Source organism: Bacillus sp. SYZHCR11, from assembly GCF_057196865.1.
In genome coordinates this window covers 136,276-154,319 of sequence record NZ_JBXUND010000004.1, presented here as the reverse complement: position 1 = coordinate 154,319, position 18,044 = coordinate 136,276, and the positions used below count along the sequence as shown (strand labels likewise).

14 protein-coding genes, 1 pseudogene and 1 riboswitch are annotated in these 18,044 nt (G+C 47.8%); of the genes and pseudogenes, 11 read left to right on the top strand and 4 right to left on the bottom strand.

The annotated features are described in order from the left end of the window. Positions 1-36 precede the first annotated feature (36 nt). The gene (gene amj, locus AC2CGA_RS15600; protein ID WP_014304362.1) at positions 37-846 is read left to right on the top strand and encodes a lipid II flippase Amj; all 810 of its coding nucleotides are present in this window, start codon (positions 37-39) and stop codon (positions 844-846) included. A 37-nt stretch (positions 847-883) separates the two neighbouring features. Here amj and AC2CGA_RS15595 read toward each other — a convergent pair whose 3' ends face one another. Then, positions 884-1,174 (bottom strand): DUF3817 domain-containing protein, encoded by a 291-nt coding sequence (locus AC2CGA_RS15595; protein ID WP_003156265.1) that lies wholly within the window; start codon positions 1,172-1,174, stop codon positions 884-886. A 176-nt stretch (positions 1,175-1,350) separates the two neighbouring features. On the opposite strand from AC2CGA_RS15595, the gene lrpC reads away from it, so the two are divergent. The 10 genes and pseudogenes from lrpC (at position 1,351) to AC2CGA_RS15545 (ending at position 15,804) form a co-directional block, all read left to right on the top strand. Further along, the gene (gene lrpC / locus AC2CGA_RS15590) at positions 1,351-1,785 is read left to right on the top strand and encodes a transcriptional regulator LrpC (RefSeq protein ID WP_003156263.1); all 435 of its coding nucleotides are present in this window, start codon (positions 1,351-1,353) and stop codon (positions 1,783-1,785) included. A gap of 63 nt (positions 1,786-1,848) precedes the next feature. Further along, the gene (locus tag AC2CGA_RS15585) at positions 1,849-4,035 is read left to right on the top strand and encodes a DNA topoisomerase III (RefSeq protein ID WP_058906724.1); all 2,187 of its coding nucleotides are present in this window, start codon (positions 1,849-1,851) and stop codon (positions 4,033-4,035) included. Positions 4,036-4,267: 232 nt separating this feature from the next. Next, the gene (locus AC2CGA_RS15580) at positions 4,268-5,353 is read left to right on the top strand and encodes a hypothetical protein (RefSeq protein WP_046559351.1); all 1,086 of its coding nucleotides are present in this window, start codon (positions 4,268-4,270) and stop codon (positions 5,351-5,353) included. After that, positions 5,334-6,182: a diguanylate cyclase domain-containing protein gene (locus tag AC2CGA_RS15575; protein ID WP_014304365.1), complete on the top strand. Its 849-nt coding sequence runs from the start codon at positions 5,334-5,336 to the stop codon at positions 6,180-6,182. The genes AC2CGA_RS15580 and AC2CGA_RS15575 overlap by 20 nt, the downstream gene beginning before the upstream one ends. Continuing rightward, a complete protein-coding gene (locus AC2CGA_RS15570) occupies positions 6,172-7,899 on the top strand; it encodes a DUF2334 domain-containing protein (RefSeq protein ID WP_117614493.1) in 1,728 nt (575 codons plus the stop codon). The genes AC2CGA_RS15575 and AC2CGA_RS15570 overlap by 11 nt, the downstream gene beginning before the upstream one ends. Continuing rightward, complete coding sequence (locus tag AC2CGA_RS15565) at positions 7,892-9,154, top strand: glycosyltransferase family 2 protein (protein ID WP_003156256.1); 1,263 nt, start codon at positions 7,892-7,894, stop codon at positions 9,152-9,154. Before AC2CGA_RS15570 ends, AC2CGA_RS15565 begins: the two co-directional genes overlap by 8 nt. Before the next feature lie 5 nt (positions 9,155-9,159). After that, entirely contained in the window at positions 9,160-11,265 is a 2,106-nt protein-coding gene (locus AC2CGA_RS15560) for a cellulose biosynthesis cyclic di-GMP-binding regulatory protein BcsB (RefSeq protein WP_484480223.1), read from the top strand. A 134-nt stretch (positions 11,266-11,399) separates the two neighbouring features. Then, positions 11,400-11,546, top strand: a riboswitch (cyclic di-AMP (ydaO/yuaA leader). Positions 11,547-11,702: 156 nt separating this feature from the next. Beyond that, positions 11,703-13,523 (top strand): APC family permease, encoded by a 1,821-nt coding sequence (locus AC2CGA_RS15555; protein ID WP_003156252.1) that lies wholly within the window; start codon positions 11,703-11,705, stop codon positions 13,521-13,523. Positions 13,524-13,576: 53 nt separating this feature from the next. Continuing rightward, positions 13,577-14,025 (top strand): annotated as a pseudogene (locus AC2CGA_RS15550) (NUDIX hydrolase). 57 nt (positions 14,026-14,082) lie between these two features. After that, entirely contained in the window at positions 14,083-15,804 is a 1,722-nt protein-coding gene (locus AC2CGA_RS15545) for a pyruvate oxidase (RefSeq protein WP_117614494.1), read from the top strand. Between the two features lie 259 nt (positions 15,805-16,063). Here the strand turns inward: AC2CGA_RS15545 and AC2CGA_RS15540 are convergent, their stop codons facing one another. The 3 genes from AC2CGA_RS15540 to AC2CGA_RS15530 all read right to left on the bottom strand — a co-directional run bounded on the left by AC2CGA_RS15540 (position 16,064) and on the right by AC2CGA_RS15530 (position 17,962). Next, positions 16,064-16,294 carry a hypothetical protein gene (locus AC2CGA_RS15540; RefSeq protein ID WP_044053284.1) on the bottom strand — a complete coding sequence of 77 codons (231 nt, stop codon included), beginning with the start codon at positions 16,292-16,294 and terminating at the stop codon, positions 16,064-16,066. 379 nt (positions 16,295-16,673) lie between these two features. Then, positions 16,674-17,231 (bottom strand): hypothetical protein, encoded by a 558-nt coding sequence (locus AC2CGA_RS15535; protein WP_484480222.1) that lies wholly within the window; start codon positions 17,229-17,231, stop codon positions 16,674-16,676. A gap of 95 nt (positions 17,232-17,326) precedes the next feature. Beyond that, positions 17,327-17,962 (bottom strand): hypothetical protein, encoded by a 636-nt coding sequence (locus AC2CGA_RS15530; RefSeq protein ID WP_225630094.1) that lies wholly within the window; start codon positions 17,960-17,962, stop codon positions 17,327-17,329. Positions 17,963-18,044 lie beyond the last annotated feature (82 nt).

Here is an 18,044-nt window from a genome sequence, read left to right as displayed (position 1 = left end):
TCTAATCAGTATGAAAAGATTTGGAGGAATCATACATTGCACGTTATTACTTCACAAGTACTGTTTATCTTCTGTTTTCTGCTGCTGATACATTCGATTGAAACGCTTGCCTATGCAACACGGCTTTCCGGCGCGAGAGTCGGATTTATCGCGTCCGCGCTGTCATTATTTAATGTCATGGTTATTGTGTCGCGCATGTCAAACATGGTTCAGCAGCCGTTTACCGGACATCTGATTGATGCCGCCGGATCAAACGCTCTGTCTGTTGTGGGCGCTCAGTTTCGATTTTTAATATTCGGCTCCACGGTCGGAACGATGCTCGGCATCTGTCTTTTGCCGACATTCGTCGCGTTATTCTCCAGGGCAATTATACACTTGGCGGACGGAGGAGGCTCCGTCATGCAGGTATTTAAAAAAGGATTTTCACTGAACGGGCTGAAGCATGCGCGTTCTTATATCAGACTGCCGTCAGTCTCCTATTTAAAGGGGCTTCAATTCCGAATGATCCCGAAACGCTTGTTTGTCATTAATATGGTCATTACGTCTATTTACACGATCGGTGTTCTGTCCGCTCTGTACGCCGGCCTTCTGGCGCCTGAGCACAGCACGACGGCCGTTATGGCATCAGGCTTAATCAACGGCGTTGCGACTATGCTGCTGGCCGTGTTTGTTGACCCGAAAGTCTCCGTACTGGCAGACGATGTGGCGAAGGGCAAGCGCAGCTACGTCTCCTTAAAATGGACCTCATTGACGATGGTCACATCAAGGGTCGCGGGCACGCTTCTCGCCCAGCTTGTATTTATCCCCGGCGCTTATTATATCGCCTGGGTGACGAAATGGATGTAACGCATGAAAAAAGCTCCTCTGCAGAAGAGGAGCTTTTTTATTGATAATTTCTCAGGCCGCGATCATAAATAAAATTACCGAACGGAATAAAGGCCGCGATAAAACCGGCGGCTGACCATTTCACATGCCATTTGACAGTAAACGCCGCATACGCCAGCACCGCCAGATAAATGATAAACAAACCGCCGTGAATGGAACCGGCAATGGTGACGGCGAGCGGATGATGAGCCCAATACTTCAGCGGCATCGCGATAAACAGCAGCACCAAAAGCGACATTCCTTCAATAAACCCCATCGTGCGAAGTCTGCCGATCGGCGTGTGTAACATACAGCTCCCTCCTGTCGGACATCTTTTTTCCTCTATACTATAAGCAAAGGGCAGTCCTAATATGACCATTTCGCGTCAGTTCCTGAAAAAACCTTCATGATTTCAGCCTGTTGTTCTTGTCATTTTTCGGATTTCTCTTGATAATATAGCCAAAAGGGTAAGGAAGGACTACAGTCATGAAACTAGATAATGTGGATCTGAGCATCATTAAAGAGCTGCAGCGGGACAGCCGCCTGTCCATGCGGGAGCTGGGCAGAAAAATCAAATTGTCAGCCCCGTCCGTCACAGAGCGTGTCAGACAGCTTGAATCCTTCGGCGTTATTAAGCGCTATACATTGGACATTGATCAAAAAAAGATCGGGCTCCCCGTCTCCTGCATTGTCGAAGCGACGGTGAAAAACGGAAAATACGATCAATTCAAAACCTACATTCAATCCATTCCCAACATTGAATTTTGTTTTCGGGTCGCCGGGGCGGCGTGTTATATGCTGAAGATTAACGCGGACAGTCTGGAAACGATCGAACACTTCATCAACCGCACCTCTCCGTATGCCCAAACCGTGACCCACGTCATTTTCTCAGAAATTGACACAAAAAACGTCCTCGATTAGAGAGAGCGTGAGGAAGTCTGTTATAATAACAGGATGAGTGTGAAAGAAAGAGAAGTGAAAAGCATGTCAAAAACAGTTGTATTAGCTGAAAAACCTTCAGTCGGCCGGGACTTGGCCCGTGTTCTGAAGTGTCATAAAAAAGGAAACGGATATCTTGAAGGCGACCGCTACATCGTCACATGGGCGCTCGGGCATCTGGTAACGCTCGCTGACCCCGAAGGATACGGCAAAGAATTTCAATCATGGCGGCTTGAGGATCTTCCGATTATTCCGGAGCCTTTAAAGCTCGTCGTCATTAAAAAAACAGGAAAACAGTTCAATGCGGTCAAAGCTCAGCTTGTCCGGAAAGACGTCAGCCAGATCGTAATCGCTACAGACGCAGGACGGGAAGGGGAACTTGTGGCCCGCTGGATTATCGAAAAGGCAAACGTCCGCAAACCGATTAAGCGGCTGTGGATTTCCTCTGTGACGGATAAGGCGATTAAAGAAGGATTTCAAAAGCTCCGCAGCGGCAAAGAGTACGAAAACCTGTATCATTCCGCTGTTGCCAGAGCGGAAGCGGATTGGATCGTCGGCATCAACGCGACCCGCGCCCTGACCACGAAATTTAACGCGCAGCTGTCATGCGGACGCGTCCAGACTCCGACACTGGCGATGATCGCCAAACGCGAAGCGGATATTCAGGCGTTCAAACCCGTTCCTTATTACGGTCTCCGCGCGGCGGCTGATCAGATGACGCTGACATGGCAGGATAAAAAAACAAAACAGACAAGAACGTTTGATCAGACGGTGACCGGCCGTTTGGCAAAAGACCTGCAAGGAAAGCCGGCAGTCATTTCAGAATTGAAAAAAACGGCGAAAAAAAGCTTCGCTCCCGGTCTTTACGACTTGACGGAATTGCAGCGGGACGCTCATAAGCGCTTCGGTTTCTCCGCAAAAGAGACGCTGTCCGTGCTTCAAAAGCTGTATGAACAGCATAAGCTTGTCACTTACCCGCGGACGGATTCCAGATTCCTTTCCGCAGACATCGTGCCGACTTTAAAAGACCGTTTAAACGGTATGGAAGTTAAGCCGTACGCCCAGTACGTCAATCAAATACTGAAGCGGGGCGTCAAAGCGCATAAAGGATTCGTCAATGATGCGAAAGTATCGGATCACCATGCCATCATTCCGACAGAGGAGCCGCTGATCCTTTCAAGCCTCAGCGACAAAGAACGAAAGCTTTACGATCTGATTGCCAAACGTTTTCTCGCCGTGTTAATGCCGGCGTTCGAATACGAAGAAACAAAGGTCACAGCCGATATCGGCGGCGAAACATTTACCGCAAAAGGGAAAACGGTTCAATCGCCTGGCTGGAAAGCCGTGTATGATATGTACGAGGATGACGACGATCATGAGGAAGACAAAGACCAGACGCTCCCGGATCTTCATCAGGGTCAGCGCCTCACTGTCTCATCATTGAAAGAAACGAGCGGTCAGACGAAACCGCCGGCGCGCTTTAATGAAGGCACGCTGTTATCCGCGATGGAGAACCCAAGCGCCTTTATGCAGGGAGAAGAGAAGAACCTTGTGAAAACATTGGGTGAAACCGGCGGACTCGGAACAGTCGCCACCCGCGCTGATATCATTGAAAAACTGTTCAACAGTTTCTTGATCGAGAAAAAAGAAAAAGATATTTTCATTACGTCAAAAGGGAAGCAGCTCTTACAGCTCGTCCCGGAAGATTTAAAATCGCCGGCCTTAACCGCTGAGTGGGAGCAAAAGCTCTCCGCCATCGCAGCGGGCAAACTGAAATCCGCCGTGTTCATTAAAGACATGAAAACATATGCGGGCAAAACGGTGAAGGAGATCAAAAACAGCAGCCAGACTTTCAGACATGACAACATTTCAGGCACCGCCTGCCCTGATTGCGGCAAAATGATGCTTAAAGTCAACGGCAAACGCGGCACGATGCTCGTATGTCAGGATCGTGAGTGCGGCAGCCGGAAAACGCTGGCAAGAAAAACAAACGCCCGCTGTCCGAACTGTCATAAGAAAATGGAGCTTCGCGGCCAGGGCGAAGGCCAAACCTTCGCATGTGTATGCGGCCACCGGGAGAAACTGTCCGTCTTTGAAAAGCGGAAGGCGAAAGATAAATCCGGACGCGCATCCAAGCGGGACATTAACTCTTATATGAAAAGCCAAAACAAAGAGGAGCCGATGAACAACGCGCTGGCAGAACAGCTGAAAAAACTCGGCCTGGATAAATAGATCAGAGAAAGGCAGCATTTGTAAAGAAATGCTGCCTTTTGTTGTGTTTTTTACTGTAATGGGAATACGATCCATGTGAAGAGGGAAAAGGTGAGAGGCGGCGCTTCCATTTAAAATTTTCCAATGTGAAAAAATGCTAGTATTCTTTTATCGTTTCCTTTATAGTAAAAATACTTTGTGAAAAAATAAGATATGGGTCTAAAAAAGGGTTTGTAAAATAGGAGGATGGACTGTGAAGCAATTCGTTTTTCGTCTGATGATCCTTTTGATTTCGATCGTTCTGACGGCGGGGTGCGCGGAGGCCGGACCTGAAAAACAGACGGCGGCCGAACCGTCCGGACCGCTTCAGCCCGCAGAGCATTTTATTTATCATAAATTGATGAACGGGCGGGGGATGATCCGGACGAACATATCCGGTGAGCCGGAATATTTATCTGAGTCTCTCGGACTATGGATGGCATTTTTGCTGAACAGGAAAGATGAACGGCAGTTTCAAGCGCAATATCAGCTTCTCACCGATTCGTTTCTGACGAAAAACGGGCTCGTGTCGTGGAAGATTGACGGGAATAAAGCGAGCGGCACCAATGCCTTAATTGACGATTTCAGAATCATGAACTGTCTGAATGAGGCCGGAACCCTGTGGGGAAACAGTGAATACGGGAAAACAGCGGTGCAGATCGGGAAGGCGCTGGAAAAATACAATACAAATGACGGGTATTTTACGGATTATTATGATGCCGCTTCAAATGCCGCATCAAAGACCGTGACCTTGTCCTATGTTGACCCCGGCGCCTTACAGATGCTCAGAGAAAAAGGGATTATCGATGAGAAAACGGAAAACCGGAACCTTGATGTTCTCAATCTTGCTCCCCTGAAAAATGGTTTTCTGCCGAAATCATTCAATACCGAAACAAAGGAATACAAATATGACAGCGAAGTGAATGTCATCGACCAGCTGTACGCCGCCGTGAATCTGAAGCGGGGCGATGGCAAGGCTGCCGCGCTGTCAAAATGGATGATAGAGGAATTTAAGTCGCGCGGACAGCTGTACGGACGATACAGCGCAGACACGAAGGAGCCGGCGGTTCAGTACGAATCACCGTCCGTTTACGCCCTGGCCGTTCTTTTTTTAGCAGAACAAAAAGCTGATCCGGCTGTCATCAAGCCGCTTTATGAAAGAATGACTTCATTTGAAACACTGGACACGCTGAAACCCGATTACGGCGGCTATATGAGCGGGAGCGATACACATTCTTTCGATAACCTGCTGCCGCTTCTGGCTGAAAGGAAATTGTTTAATGAAAATATCATTCAATGAATCACAAAAACTGTGCAGCTACACAGCAGTTATGCTGGTGCTGCTGTCTTTTTTTATTTACTATGCGTCTCAGCAATCCGCAGGGCTTCTGATAACCTGCATCACATTGCTTGTTGCGGGAGCCGGTATATGGTTCGGGGCAATCTACGCGCTCGTCATGACCTTACTCGTCTTATTTGTTCTCGGCAGCCTGCTCCTGTGGTTTCAGACCGGGAGCTTTATGGCGTCTGCCGATGCCGAAAGTCTGCAGGTGCTGGTCATTTGGGGGATTGCGCTGCTGCTCTTTTCTTACATAGCGGGAAGGATTCACGAGTTGGCGAAGGGGCTTGAACGCTCAGTGAAACAGCTGCGTGAAGAGATTACGAGCTTTGTCGCCGTCGACAGGGTGACCGGCTTTGACAACCATCTGCGGATGAAGCTGGAGCTTTCCGAGGAAATCAAGCGGGCGGAACGCTACGGCAATTCCTTCGTCTTTTTGCTGCTGCACATGCATTATTTCAAGGAATTCAAATCCCTGTACGGAGAAAAAGAGACCGATCGGCTGCTGGCGTTTATCAGCCGCCAAATCCGGTCAAGCGTTCGGGAAACAGACAAAAAATTCAGGCCGTCCGCCGAACGGTTCGGCATCGTGCTGACCCATACGCCTGAAGAAAACATGCCGGCCGTTCTGGCGAAGCTGAAAAAGGAATTGGATACGTACCGGCTGCAAAACGGTAAATACGTCTCCATCACCTTCCGTGTATGTTACTTGGCGTACCGAAAGGATTTACAAACGGCCGAGCAATTTTTAAATGAACTGGAAAACGAGATGATGATGAATGAACTCTAAATGGATACGTCTCTTACTCTCGGCGCTTTTCATGATTTCGGCCGTTTATGTTCCCCGTCCGGCGGAAGCAAAAGACAAAAAGGACGGTATTCTCATTATTTATACAAGCACGGACGGCAAAGAAACCGCTGAGGTCAAAATGCTTGATCTGACCGCGGGCCATTTCTCATCCGCCGTCACCGTGAAAAGCGACGGAGACATCACAGCCGCGGACTTCAAAAAGAATCGGCGCGTCATCTATTACGGCGTCACGAAAAAAAAGCTCAGCACATCATTTGTGTCACTGATCAGCAGCATGCCGCAGCAGCTTATCAGCATCGGCTATAACGCCGGACAGTTCCGCCAATTTGCGGGGTTGTCCCTGACAGAAAAAGAAACGGTATACCGCATTTACGGCAAAAAAGAAAAAACAGACATGCCGCTTGAAAAAGGGATGTCCGTGCTCGGCGTATCGGGAGTAAAAGGGGAGTCCCTTTATACATACCGGTCCGGTGACGGCACCACCCGCCCTTTTATGTGGAAAACGGCGCGCTCTGACTATTATTTCGGTGTGACGAGCCTGTTAAATGATTCGTTTCTGACGGCGAAAGCGCTGCGCAGCGCATTCGGAGAATCACAGGGCGGCACCCTCCTTTACTTGCGGCTTGAAGACATCAGTCCGATGTCAGATGAAAGATTGCTTTACGAAGCGGGCGCTTACCTGCATAAAAGACACATTCCGTTTATTCTGGCGGTCATTCCGGTCTATCTCAATCCGGAAAACGGAGAAAAAGTATACCTGGCGGACAAGCCGAAAATGGTCCGCGTCCTGAAAAAACTTCAGCAAATGGGCGGAAGCATCATTATTCACGGCTACACGCACGCTTACCGATACAGCGAAACGGGAGAAGGCTTTGAATTTTGGGATGCCAAAGCGGATCAGCCGATTACGTCAGAAAATGCGGATGATACTCCGGTCAAGCTTGAAAAGGAACAGGATTTTCCGAATGAAAAAGCGTACCGGGCGTATGTGAAGCCTTTCCGTGAAAAAGAAAACATCTACACGAGAACGAAGCTGGAGCAGGCGATTGACGATCTGACAGAGCTCGGCCTTTACCCGCTGTCATTCGAAGCGCCGCACTACACGATGTCTGAAGAAGGCTACAAAATCGCATCTTCTTATTTCTCCAGCATTTTCGGACAAGTGCAGCTCAGCGGCGCGACGTGGAAAACCTCGGGCGCCCCTCCGTTCGTCTCAAAGCCGGCTATGCTGGACGGGATGACGCTGTACCCTGAAACAATCGGTTATGCCGATAACTCAAAGGAAAATCCGCTCGGAGATATGGAAAATCATATTTCTCAGATGATTGATTTCGGCGGCGGAACGGCGGGCGGTTTCTACCATCCGTATCTCGGCATGAAATACCTTCCCGAGCTCGTCAATCAGATGGAGCGGATTCCCGGCGGCGAGTGGCTCGATCTGAAGAAAACGAAGCAAACGGTAACGTCGGACAGCGTCAGGATCAAAACGGACGGAGACGGAACCATTCATGTGGAAAACAAGATTCATCCGGTAACGGCCTTTTTCAATCATCACCAGCAGACGCCTCTTGAAAAAGCGCTTTGGATTCTCTCCGGCGTGGTGTTATTGTTTATCATCATGTTCGCCTGCTACGTCCTTTATTTGCGCGCCACATTAAAAAAACGAATCTTTAAGGAGAGAAGAAGCCTTGAGTAACATTCTGTTTTTTATCTCATTAAGTTTAATATGGGTGATGCTTCTCTATCACATGTTTCTGATGCAGGGCGGATTCAGGCATTATATGACCTTCGAACGGAACATTCCGAAATGGCGCGCAAAGATGGGGGAGCTCCCGAAGGTCAGCGTGCTCATCCCCGCGCATAACGAGGAGGTCGTGATCAGGCAGACGCTGAAGGCGATGGTGAACCTGTATTATCCGAAAGACAGGCTTGAGATCATTGTCGTTAATGATAATTCCTCCGACCGGACGGGAGACATCGTCAATGAATTTTCCCGTCAGTATGACTTCATTAAAATGGTCATCACAAAGCCCCCGAACGCTGGAAAAGGAAAATCTTCGGCGCTGAACTCAGGGTTCGCGGAATCGAACGGAGACGTGATCTGCGTGTATGATGCGGACAACACGCCGGAAAAAATGGCGGTATACTACCTGGTTCTCGGTCTGATGAATGATGAGAAAGCAGGAGCGGTTGTCGGGAAATTCCGTGTCATCAACGCGGCCAAAACGATCCTGACGAAGTTTATCAATATTGAAACCATCTGCTTTCAGTGGATGGCGCAGGGCGGCAGATGGAAATGGTTCAAAATCGCCACCATCCCGGGAACGAACTTCGCGATCAGGCGGAGCATCATCGAACAGCTCGGCGGCTGGGATGATAAGGCGCTGGCGGAGGATACCGAGCTGACCATCCGCGTGTATAATCTCGGCTATCATATCCGCTTTTTCCCGGCGGCTGTGACATGGGAGCAGGAGCCTGAGACATGGAAGGTCTGGTGGCGTCAGCGGACAAGATGGGCGCGCGGCAACCAGTACGTCGTTCTTAAGTTTTTATCCCAATTTTTCAAGCTGAAACGCAAGCGGATCATCTTCGATCTGTTTTATTTCTTTTTTACGTATTTTTTGTTTTTCTTCGGTGTGATCATGTCAAACACGATTTTTATCATCAATCTTTTTTACGACCTGCATCTGACAGTCGGGTTTTTGGCGATGATTTTGTGGATACTGGCCTTTTTCCTGTTTATGACTGAGGTCATGATTACTTTAAGCATTGAAAAAACAGAAATGAACAAACAAAACTTCTTTATCGTATTTCTGATGTACTTTACATACTCTCAGGCTTGGATCGTGCTCGTCATCTGGTCATTATTCACAGAGATCAAGCACCGATTGTTCAAGCAGGAAGTCAAGTGGTACAAAACGGAGCGATACAATCAAAATAAAAGCGGGTGACCTTTTTGAAAAAAGCGATCATATTGATAACTGGCCTTTTGCTATTGATGTATAACGGGCAGGCGGCCGCGGCCCGGGAGCTGAAAACGGACGGTTCCGCTCTCGGAACAAGCGCCGGCGCAAAAGAGCAGCAGGCGCTGACTGGCGATCTGATGACACTGTACGGGGCGAAAGACAGCTCAGAGCTGACCTATCAGATTCCTGCGGGAGCTTCGAATGCCGATCAGTCGCTTCTGATTGATTACGAGGCGTCAAACTTATTAATTGCCCCGTCTTCTTTAACCATCGCCATTGATGATGAACCCGTCAAATCCATAAAGCTTGACGGCAGCTCCAAGCGGAAAACGGTGAAGCTCAATCTCAGCAAAAGCCAATCCGCCCAAGGCTATCACAATGTATCATTACGATTTTACGGCGTATTAAAAGAGGGCGTCTGCGTCAGGCAGGATACGTCAGGCAACTGGATAAAAATTTATCCGGACAGCCGCCTTGTGCTTTCAGAAGCAAGCAAGTCAAAGGGAGCGGATCTCGGCCATTTCCCGTATCCGTTTGCCCAATCAGGCAATACGGGTGAAGAAACCGATATTATCCTTCCTGACAAACCGACCTCGGCGGAAGCTGAAGCCGCAGTCAAAACAGAAGGATTTCTGAAAACGGCAGACAGCAGGCTGAAGGTATCCTATGTAAAAGAATCCGATGCCGGCAAAATCAGCAATCCGTCAATTGTCATCGGCGCTGATCAGCATTGGAACGGGAAAATAAAAGAGCTTTTCGAACGGGGGAACTTCAAAGCGGAAGACAACAAACTTCTTCTCGCCGAACGGGTTCTGACATCAGGGGACAAACGGCAGCCCGTCCTGTTTGTCACGGCGCACTCAGACAAAACGCTGGCGGATAAAATCCGCGTCATCACAGACAGCGCTTATTCAAGCCAGCTGGGCGGAGATACTTTGACAATCGGCCGCCTTCAGCCCGCTGCGGAAAAGACAGGCAATAAACTGACATTAGAGGACTTCGGCGCGGGAAATGTAACGGTCGGATCAAACAAAACGGCGTCAGAGCACTTCTTTTACCCTGCGGCGGCCGCTGTTGATAAAGACGGTAAGGTCAAGCTTTCACTTACATTAAAGACGTCGGAATCGATCCGGACGAAGGCGGATTCAGATGATGACGCCGAGAGAGCGGAGCTGAACGTCATGGTCAACGGACAGCCGAATGCGGTGCGTCTTGATGATCTCGGCAATCAAGATAAAGATGGCTTTTACCACGTCTCAATCCCGATTGATCCGAAGCTTTTGCGAAGCAGCAGGTACATTGATCTGCAATTTGTCACATCAGGTTTGAAACATAACAACCCGTGTATCGACCGTGACGAAAATAAATGGGTCTATATTGATAAAAGCAGCATGCTGACGTATCCGGTAAGTGATGCGGCGCAGAAAGCGGATTTCGGGCAATGGCCGCTCCCGTTTGCGGGCGGCGTGAAAGAGAAAACAGTAATCGTCATCCCGGATGACGTAAACATACAGACACTGAAAGAACTTTCTCTGGTGGCGGATTCATTCGGAAACGGCTTTACCGTAAAGACGGCATCAGACATGAAGGAAGCGGATGCCAAAGGCCGGAATGTTGTGTTTATCGGAGGCCTGCCGCAAATTCCGCTTTTGAAATCAAACGCCTCTAAGCTTCTCGTGCCGTCAGACCGCAGCGGCGCGTACGATGTTTCTTCGTTTCAGATGCTGAATGAGACAACGAAACAAGTCGCGTTTACCCAGGAATCACCTTGGGACTCCGGCCGAAGCATCGCTGTTTTTGCTCCGTTATCAGGCAGCGGCGCGTCTGTCACAAAAGAGCTGATCAGCTTTTTAGACAGCACAAGCGATGCCGCAACCGTCGTCAACGAAACGGCCGGCAAGCAGCTGTTTTCAAACCATCAGCAAATCAAATCCGACGACAGCAGTCCATCGCCTGATACGAAAAGCCGTTCCGCAGCACTGAACGTCACGTATATCGCTGTTTTCGCTGCGCTTATAATTATTGCGGCCGGTCTGATCTGGCTGACGGCAAGAAGGAAAAAAAGAAAAGCGGACAATGAAAAAAGTGAAGAGTAATGAAGGAAAAAGAGGCCGTTAACAGGCCTCTTTTTTTGTATTTTTATTTCCATTTTTGGCGGTGATTTTTTTATTTTTGAAACAGCATAAAAGCCCCTTTACAACTGAACGGGACGGGAGTATGATCTCTTTTATAATCTATATCGCTTAATCTGTAATCAGAGCGGGGGAACCAATTTGCGGCGCGTCATGCCGCTTGGGGTGAATCCTTTTTCAGGTAGGGCCAACTCTCATCAGCCCGAATCCGACAGCTAACCTCGTAAGCGTTCATGAGAGGAGATGAATGAAACCTGTGCACGATTATGGCGCAGGGGCATCCGTTTGCCTCTGTGTCTTTTTGCTGTGCTGAAATATGGCATGCAATCAGCATTCGGAGACATCATAGCAGTAAGGGTTTGTAAATCAAACGGAAAATGAAAAAAAGGGGAAAACAACAAATGTACCATTCAATCAAAAGATTTTTGATTGGGAAACCGCTGAAATCACAGGCGGCCGGAGAGCAGAAACTCACGAAACTCAAGGCGCTCGCCATGCTTTCTTCAGACGCGCTGTCATCAGTTGCTTACGGAACGGAACAGATTCTGATCATTTTGGCTGCGGTAAGCGCGGCCGCGTTTTGGTATTCCATTCCGATCGCAGCGGGTGTTCTCATTTTGCTGCTTGCTTTGATTCTGTCCTACAGACAGATTATTTACGCTTATCCGCAAGGCGGGGGCGCTTATATGGTGTCAAAAGAAAACCTTGGTGAGAAGCCGGGCCTGATTGCGGGGGGCTCATTGCTTGTTGATTATATTCTGACTGTTGCGGTAAGCATTTCTGCCGGAACTGATGCGATTACATCGGCATTTCCGGCTTTGCACCCGTATCATTTGCTCATTGCTGTTTTGCTTGTGATTCTGATTATGATTTTAAATTTGAGAGGGCTGTCAGAGTCGGCGTCCATTTTGGCGTATCCCGTCTATCTGTTTGTGGCGGCGCTTGTCCTTTTGATCGTCGTCGGACTGTTTAAGCTCATGACGGGGCAGGTTCATCCGGCCGAGCATACACCGATCGGCACGCCCGTAGCGGGCATCACGCTGTTTTTGCTGCTGAAGGCCTTTTCATCCGGCTGCTCGGCACTGACCGGTGTGGAAGCCATTTCAAACGCGATCCCGGCCTTTAAAAATCCTCCGGCGAAAAACGCGGCCCGCACTTTGGCCATGATGGGGATTCTGCTGGCGATCTTATTTACGGGGATTACGGTGCTGGCGTACGGCTACGGCACGGGTCCGAAGCCTAACGAGACCGTTATTTCACAAATCGCCGCGGAAACTTTCGGACGCCATACGGTGTATTATTTCATTCAAGGCGTTACATCATTGATTCTCGTGCTTGCGGCGAATACGGGCTTTTCCGCATTTCCGCAGCTGGCGTTTAATTTAGCGCGCGATCAGTATATGCCGAGAATGTTTACGGTACGAGGCGACCGGTTAGGCTTTTCAAACGGCATCATCTTTCTCGGTATCGCGTCCATCCTGCTCATTCTTTTATTCGGCGGCCGCACGGAACATTTAATTCCGCTTTATGCCGTCGGCGTGTTCATTCCGTTTACGCTGTCGCAGACGGGAATGTGCATCAAGTGGATCAGGCAGAAGCCGAAGGGCTGGGCGGTAAAAATGCTGATCAACTCATGCGGCGCCGCCATTTCATTTATGGTGCTGTGTATTTTATTCGCGACGAAGTTCAATCTTGTCTGGCCGGTGCTGTTATTCATGCCTGCTGTCGTCATGCTGTTTTTCGTCATTAAAAATCACTACACCGCGGTCGGCGAACAGCTGCGGGTCGTTGATCAGCAGCCTGAGGAAATCAAGGGAACCGTCGTCATCGTGCCTGTCGCCGGTGTCACCACCGTCGTCCAAAAATCGATTCAGTATGCGAAATCATTATCGGATCAGGTCATTGCGGTTCATGTTTCCTTTGACAGAGAACACGAAAAAAAGGTGGAAAAGCGCTGGGAAGAGCTTCATAACGGCGTCCGCCTCGTCACCCTGCATTCCTCATACCGCAGTCTGGTTCACCCGTTTGATAAGTTTTTGGAAACGGTCGAACAAAAAGCGAAAAAAGAACAGTTCTCCGTGATGGTGCTGTTTCCGCAATTTATTACGAAAAAACGCTGGCAGACCATCCTTCACAACCAATCAGCCTTCTTGCTCCGCGTCCGGCTGTTTTGGAAGAAGGACATCATTGTCGCCACCCTGCCGTATCATTTTAAAAAGTAACGGCAAAGACCGCAGGCTGAAATGCCGCGGTCTTTTTTGTAAAGGAGGACGACATGGCACAAGGCGCTTTTGTCATCATACAAAATGACGGGCGGGACATATTGCTCGTAAAACGAAAAGACGTTCCACTATGGGATTTGCCCGGGGGCGGGATTGAAGAAGGTGAAACACCTGAAGCCGCAGCCGTCAGAGAGGCCTTTGAAGAAACAGGGTATAACGTGACCATCCTGCAAAAATCCGGTGAGTATGAAAGGCCGGCATTTGAAGATACACAGCACGTTTTCATCGGAGCCATTACCGGAGGAACACCGCTGATGAACGGATCGGAAACCGCGCCGATTTACGCTGGTTTTCCCAAAACCGGCTGCCGCTGTTCATGGTGCCGAACAGAAAACGGCAAATAAAAGACGGACTCAATGGGGCGGCAAATCGTAAGGCAGTCCTTAAAGACCGAAATCTGTTATCCATCCTTGATCTGCTGAGAAAAAAGCTGAGAGTATAGCCCGTGTTTCAACCCGTATGAAAAAGGGGATGAATACAGGTAAAAGGAGGATGCAGTATGCCAAGTAAAACAGCAGGACACGTAATGACGGAGCTGCTTGAACAATGGGGAGTCGGTCATATATACGGCATTCCCGGAGACAGCATTAATGAATTTATCGAAGAACTGAGACATGAACGAAATAACCTGACATTCATCCAAACCCGGCACGAAGAAGTCGCAGCCCTGGCTGCCGCGGCTGAGGCAAAACTGACCGGGCAGATCGGTGTCTGCCTTTCAATCGCAGGACCGGGGGCCGTTCATCTGCTGAACGGTTTATACGACGCCAAAGCGGACGGCGTTCCGGTGCTGGCGATTGCGGGACAGGTGGCTTCCGATGAAATCGGCCGTGACAGCTTTCAGGAAATCAAATTAGAGCAGATGTTTGAGGACGTGGCGGTATTCAACCAGCAGGTACATACGGCAGAAGCGCTGCCCGATCTTCTGAATCAGGCGATCCGCACGGCTTACAGCAAAAAAGGCGTTGCCGTTTTAACCGTTTCTGATGATTTATTCGCGCAAAAAATCAAACGGGAGCCGGTTTACACATCGCCGATATACCTCAAAGCCGATATAGAGCCGAAAAAAGAACATCTCGTCACATGCGCGCAATATATTAACAACGCAAAAAAACCGGTCATTCTTGCCGGCCAAGGGTTAAAATCGGCAAAAGAGGAGCTGCTCGCATTCGCCGATAAAGCGGCCGCTCCGATTGTGATTACTCTTCCGGCAAAAGGCGTCGTGCCTGACAGCCATCCCCACTTTCTCGGGAATCTCGGGCAAATCGGCACAAAGCCCGCCTACGAAGCCATGGAGGAATGCGATCTGCTGATCATGCTCGGCACATCGTTCCCGTACAGGGATTATCTCCCGGATGATACGCCCGCCATTCAGCTTGATTCGGATCCGGCGAAAATCGGCAAGCGCTATCCCGTCAATGCGGGAATCGTCAGTGATGCGGCTCTGGGGCTGAAAGAGCTGACGGAATACATTGAATATAAAGAAGACAGAAGATTTTTGGACGCCTGCACCGAGCACATGAAGCATTGGTGGAAGGAAATCGAAAAGGATGAAACCGAAGCGACTCATCCGCTCAAGCCGCAGCAGGTCATTGCCCGGCTTCAGGATGCGGCCGCAGAGGACGCCGTCCTGTCAGTGGATGTCGGAACGGTTACAGTGTGGATGGCCCGCCATTTTAAAATGAAGAAGCAGGACTTTATCGTCTCAAGCTGGCTCGCCACAATGGGATGCGGGCTTCCGGGAGCGATTGCCGCAAGCCTTGCCGAACCTGAGCGGCAGTGCATCGCCATTTGCGGAGACGGCGGATTTTCAATGGTGATGCAGGATCTGCCGACGGCTGTTAAATATAAACTGCCGATTACGGTTGTCGTTTTAAACAACGAAAATCTAGGCATGATTGAATATGAACAGCGGGTCAAAGGCAACATTGACTACGTCACCCAGCTGCAAAATATGGATTACGCCGCTTTTGCAGAAAGCTGCGGAGCAAAAGGCATCAAAGTGACGAAACACGAGGAATTGGCTCCCGCTTTTCATGAAGCGCTCAACTCAAATGAGCCGGTCGTCATCGACGCCGTCATCGGCGACGAGCCGCCGCTTCCGGGAAAAATCACTTACGGCCAAGCGAAGGGCTTCAGCAAATACATGCTGAAAAACTTCTTTGAAAACCAAAAAATCGAAATGCCGTCACTCAAGAAAAGCTTAAAACGGCTGTTTTAAGAAGCCGGCGCTTATAAAAAATAAACAGGCAGCATGCCTGTTTATTTTTTTAGGCTTTCTAATTGATGATTCTTTCTTTAATGACCTCTTCCATGGTAAGGAAGTGGTCAGCGGTTTGAACCCGCTTAGAAGCTTAGAGGACGGGGACCGTAACCGAAAGTATATCGTATTAAAATCTGCGGAAACGGTAAAGGAGATCGTAAATTTCGCAGCTGGCGAGCGATGGCTGATCAAAAACTCGTGATGGATCAGCGCGGTTTCATCTGAAGAACAGCCAGAGAGCGGTCACAACAGCGATCATAAAGTAATCTCCATCATTCAGTTTAGTTCCATTTTTGATAAACACATGTGCCGTCCGGTTCGTCTTTGTCCCTTTCGGAGTTTTAAGCGCAATGTTCTTCCCTATATTGTAATAAACAACTTTAAACAAATAATATGCCAGCGAACAGAATAAAAAGAGCAACATGAACTTGCCAATAAACAATATCATGTTTCATTACTCCTTTTTGCCGTTTTTTCGTTTTAATATATGACGGAAAAGTCAGGATGTTATATAAAAGGAGAAGTATTTTACCGAGGCTGGTGTTAAACATTAATGAACGGTTCGCCGCAACATCCCCAGATCCGGAACAATTTCAAAACGAAAGAGAAGCCCGGGGATTATTAAAAACAGACCCTAATTTGTCCGCTTTTTTTTGAAAACTTGATCCAAGATGAACATAAAGAGAGTGAATAAGAAGGACACCGTAATCATATCTATCAGAGATAGATTAGAGGTTTCTTTTATTAGTAGCAGCCATACCACCTGCAAAACTAAAGAAATAGAAAAATAAGATATATATTTCATGATCCTCATATTTGTTACCCCCTTAGCCTAATTTCTCTTTTGTGATCTTATCCAAATTAGTAAAAAGGATATCCAATCCCGAAAATAAGAAAGTGATGAACAATGAAAGAAGCACTTCTCCGCCTTGAAATATAGATATGTTCTCAATGATATGATTGGAAACGTATTGGATTGAGAAGTAAACAGCAGCCCATGCAAAAATGAATTCAAGGATATAGGCTGACCAAGCAGGTAATGTAAAAACATGAGTCATTCCTTTTACAATTGCCGTAAAAATCAGCATATAAACTAAAGCTAAGATACTGACGACGACAGAAAATATGTATAAGTCTGAAAGTGAACCATATATGATGTAATCTCCGAAAAAATGATGTATTGTTACAGCTGCAAAACAAATAATCAGGCTGGGGACAGTCACAGCGAAGAACAGGGAGAATCCAATAAGTAAGATGAATGCTGCATGAGCTAAGCGGTTGGGCGGTGTATCCACGATCTCTTTTTTTAATAGAATCATAAAAATAAGAGATGAAATCACAAGGCAGCATAAGAAAGTGAGCAAAACAGTAAAAAAGACAGTCATGTGACATCTCCAATGAAAAAGTGCTATTAGAGTGAATCTAACAGCACTTTGCATTACTTTATACGTATTTTCCTGACGATCATTTATGAATGATTTTAAAATGCTTTCATTGCTAAAGTTGTCAAATGAGCGAGGTTTTTAGCCTGGCTGTCAGAAAGTCCGGACTTTTTAAGTGAAAGATAAAGATTCTTTTCCACGTCAGTCCAGCTTAAGGCGACATACTCGTTCAGCATTTTCTTTAAAACCGGTTCGATGTGTTCATTGAAAACGGATTCGAGTTCATTTCTTATTTTCTTTCCTGCTAATTTTTCAACAAGATTGAATAATTTTGTTTTATTTTTCAGCACTTCTCTGATTACATCTTTGACTGGTTTTGACACAGATGCATCGCTTTGTGCTTTAAGTCCGTAGGAAAATTGCGTATCAGTCTGATAAAAAAATGATTTTGTCGTTCCAGTGGCATTGGCAGTATTATGATGATTTTCTTTAGCTAAGGATGCGGGGACAAAAGCAGTAGTTACAAGGGCTAAAGATGCGGCAAACAGAATGCCTTTAGCTGCGTGTCTAATGGGAAATCCTCCTTTAGAAATGTAGTGTAGAGAGAAATGAAAGACTATGTATTTAGGCGGGACCTGTATGATCCGCTTTGAACATTTTTCCCTCTCAGATACCATTCTATCAATAGGTATTTTTTGGGTAAATAGGATTTTAATACGATATTTTTCTCGCAATTCAAAATTTTTTTTTGGCAGGATTTATTTTAGCTGCAGTTTCGTGAAATGAACATGGGCTGGAGCCTGCATGTATAGGCTG

What these genes read in the sequence shown, in the direction of transcription:
- AC2CGA_RS15585 (WP_058906724.1), top strand. Translation starts at nt 1,849, where the DNA reads ATGTCAAAAACAGTTGTATTAGCTGAAAAACCTTCAGTCGGCCGGGAC.
- AC2CGA_RS15545 (WP_117614494.1), top strand. Translation starts at nt 14,083, where the DNA reads ATGCCAAGTAAAACAGCAGGACACGTAATGACGGAGCTGCTTGAACAA.
- AC2CGA_RS15540 (WP_044053284.1), bottom strand. Translation starts at nt 16,294, where the DNA reads ATGATATTGTTTATTGGCAAGTTCATGTTGCTCTTTTTATTCTGTTCG.
- AC2CGA_RS15595 (WP_003156265.1), bottom strand. Translation starts at nt 1,174, where the DNA reads ATGTTACACACGCCGATCGGCAGACTTCGCACGATGGGGTTTATTGAA.
- AC2CGA_RS15570 (WP_117614493.1), top strand. Translation starts at nt 6,172, where the DNA reads ATGAACTCTAAATGGATACGTCTCTTACTCTCGGCGCTTTTCATGATT.
- AC2CGA_RS15555 (WP_003156252.1), top strand. Translation starts at nt 11,703, where the DNA reads ATGTACCATTCAATCAAAAGATTTTTGATTGGGAAACCGCTGAAATCA.
- AC2CGA_RS15535 (WP_484480222.1), bottom strand. Translation starts at nt 17,231, where the DNA reads ATGACTGTCTTTTTTACTGTTTTGCTCACTTTCTTATGCTGCCTTGTG.
- AC2CGA_RS15575 (WP_014304365.1), top strand. Translation starts at nt 5,334, where the DNA reads ATGAAAATATCATTCAATGAATCACAAAAACTGTGCAGCTACACAGCA.
- lrpC (WP_003156263.1), top strand. Translation starts at nt 1,351, where the DNA reads ATGAAACTAGATAATGTGGATCTGAGCATCATTAAAGAGCTGCAGCGG.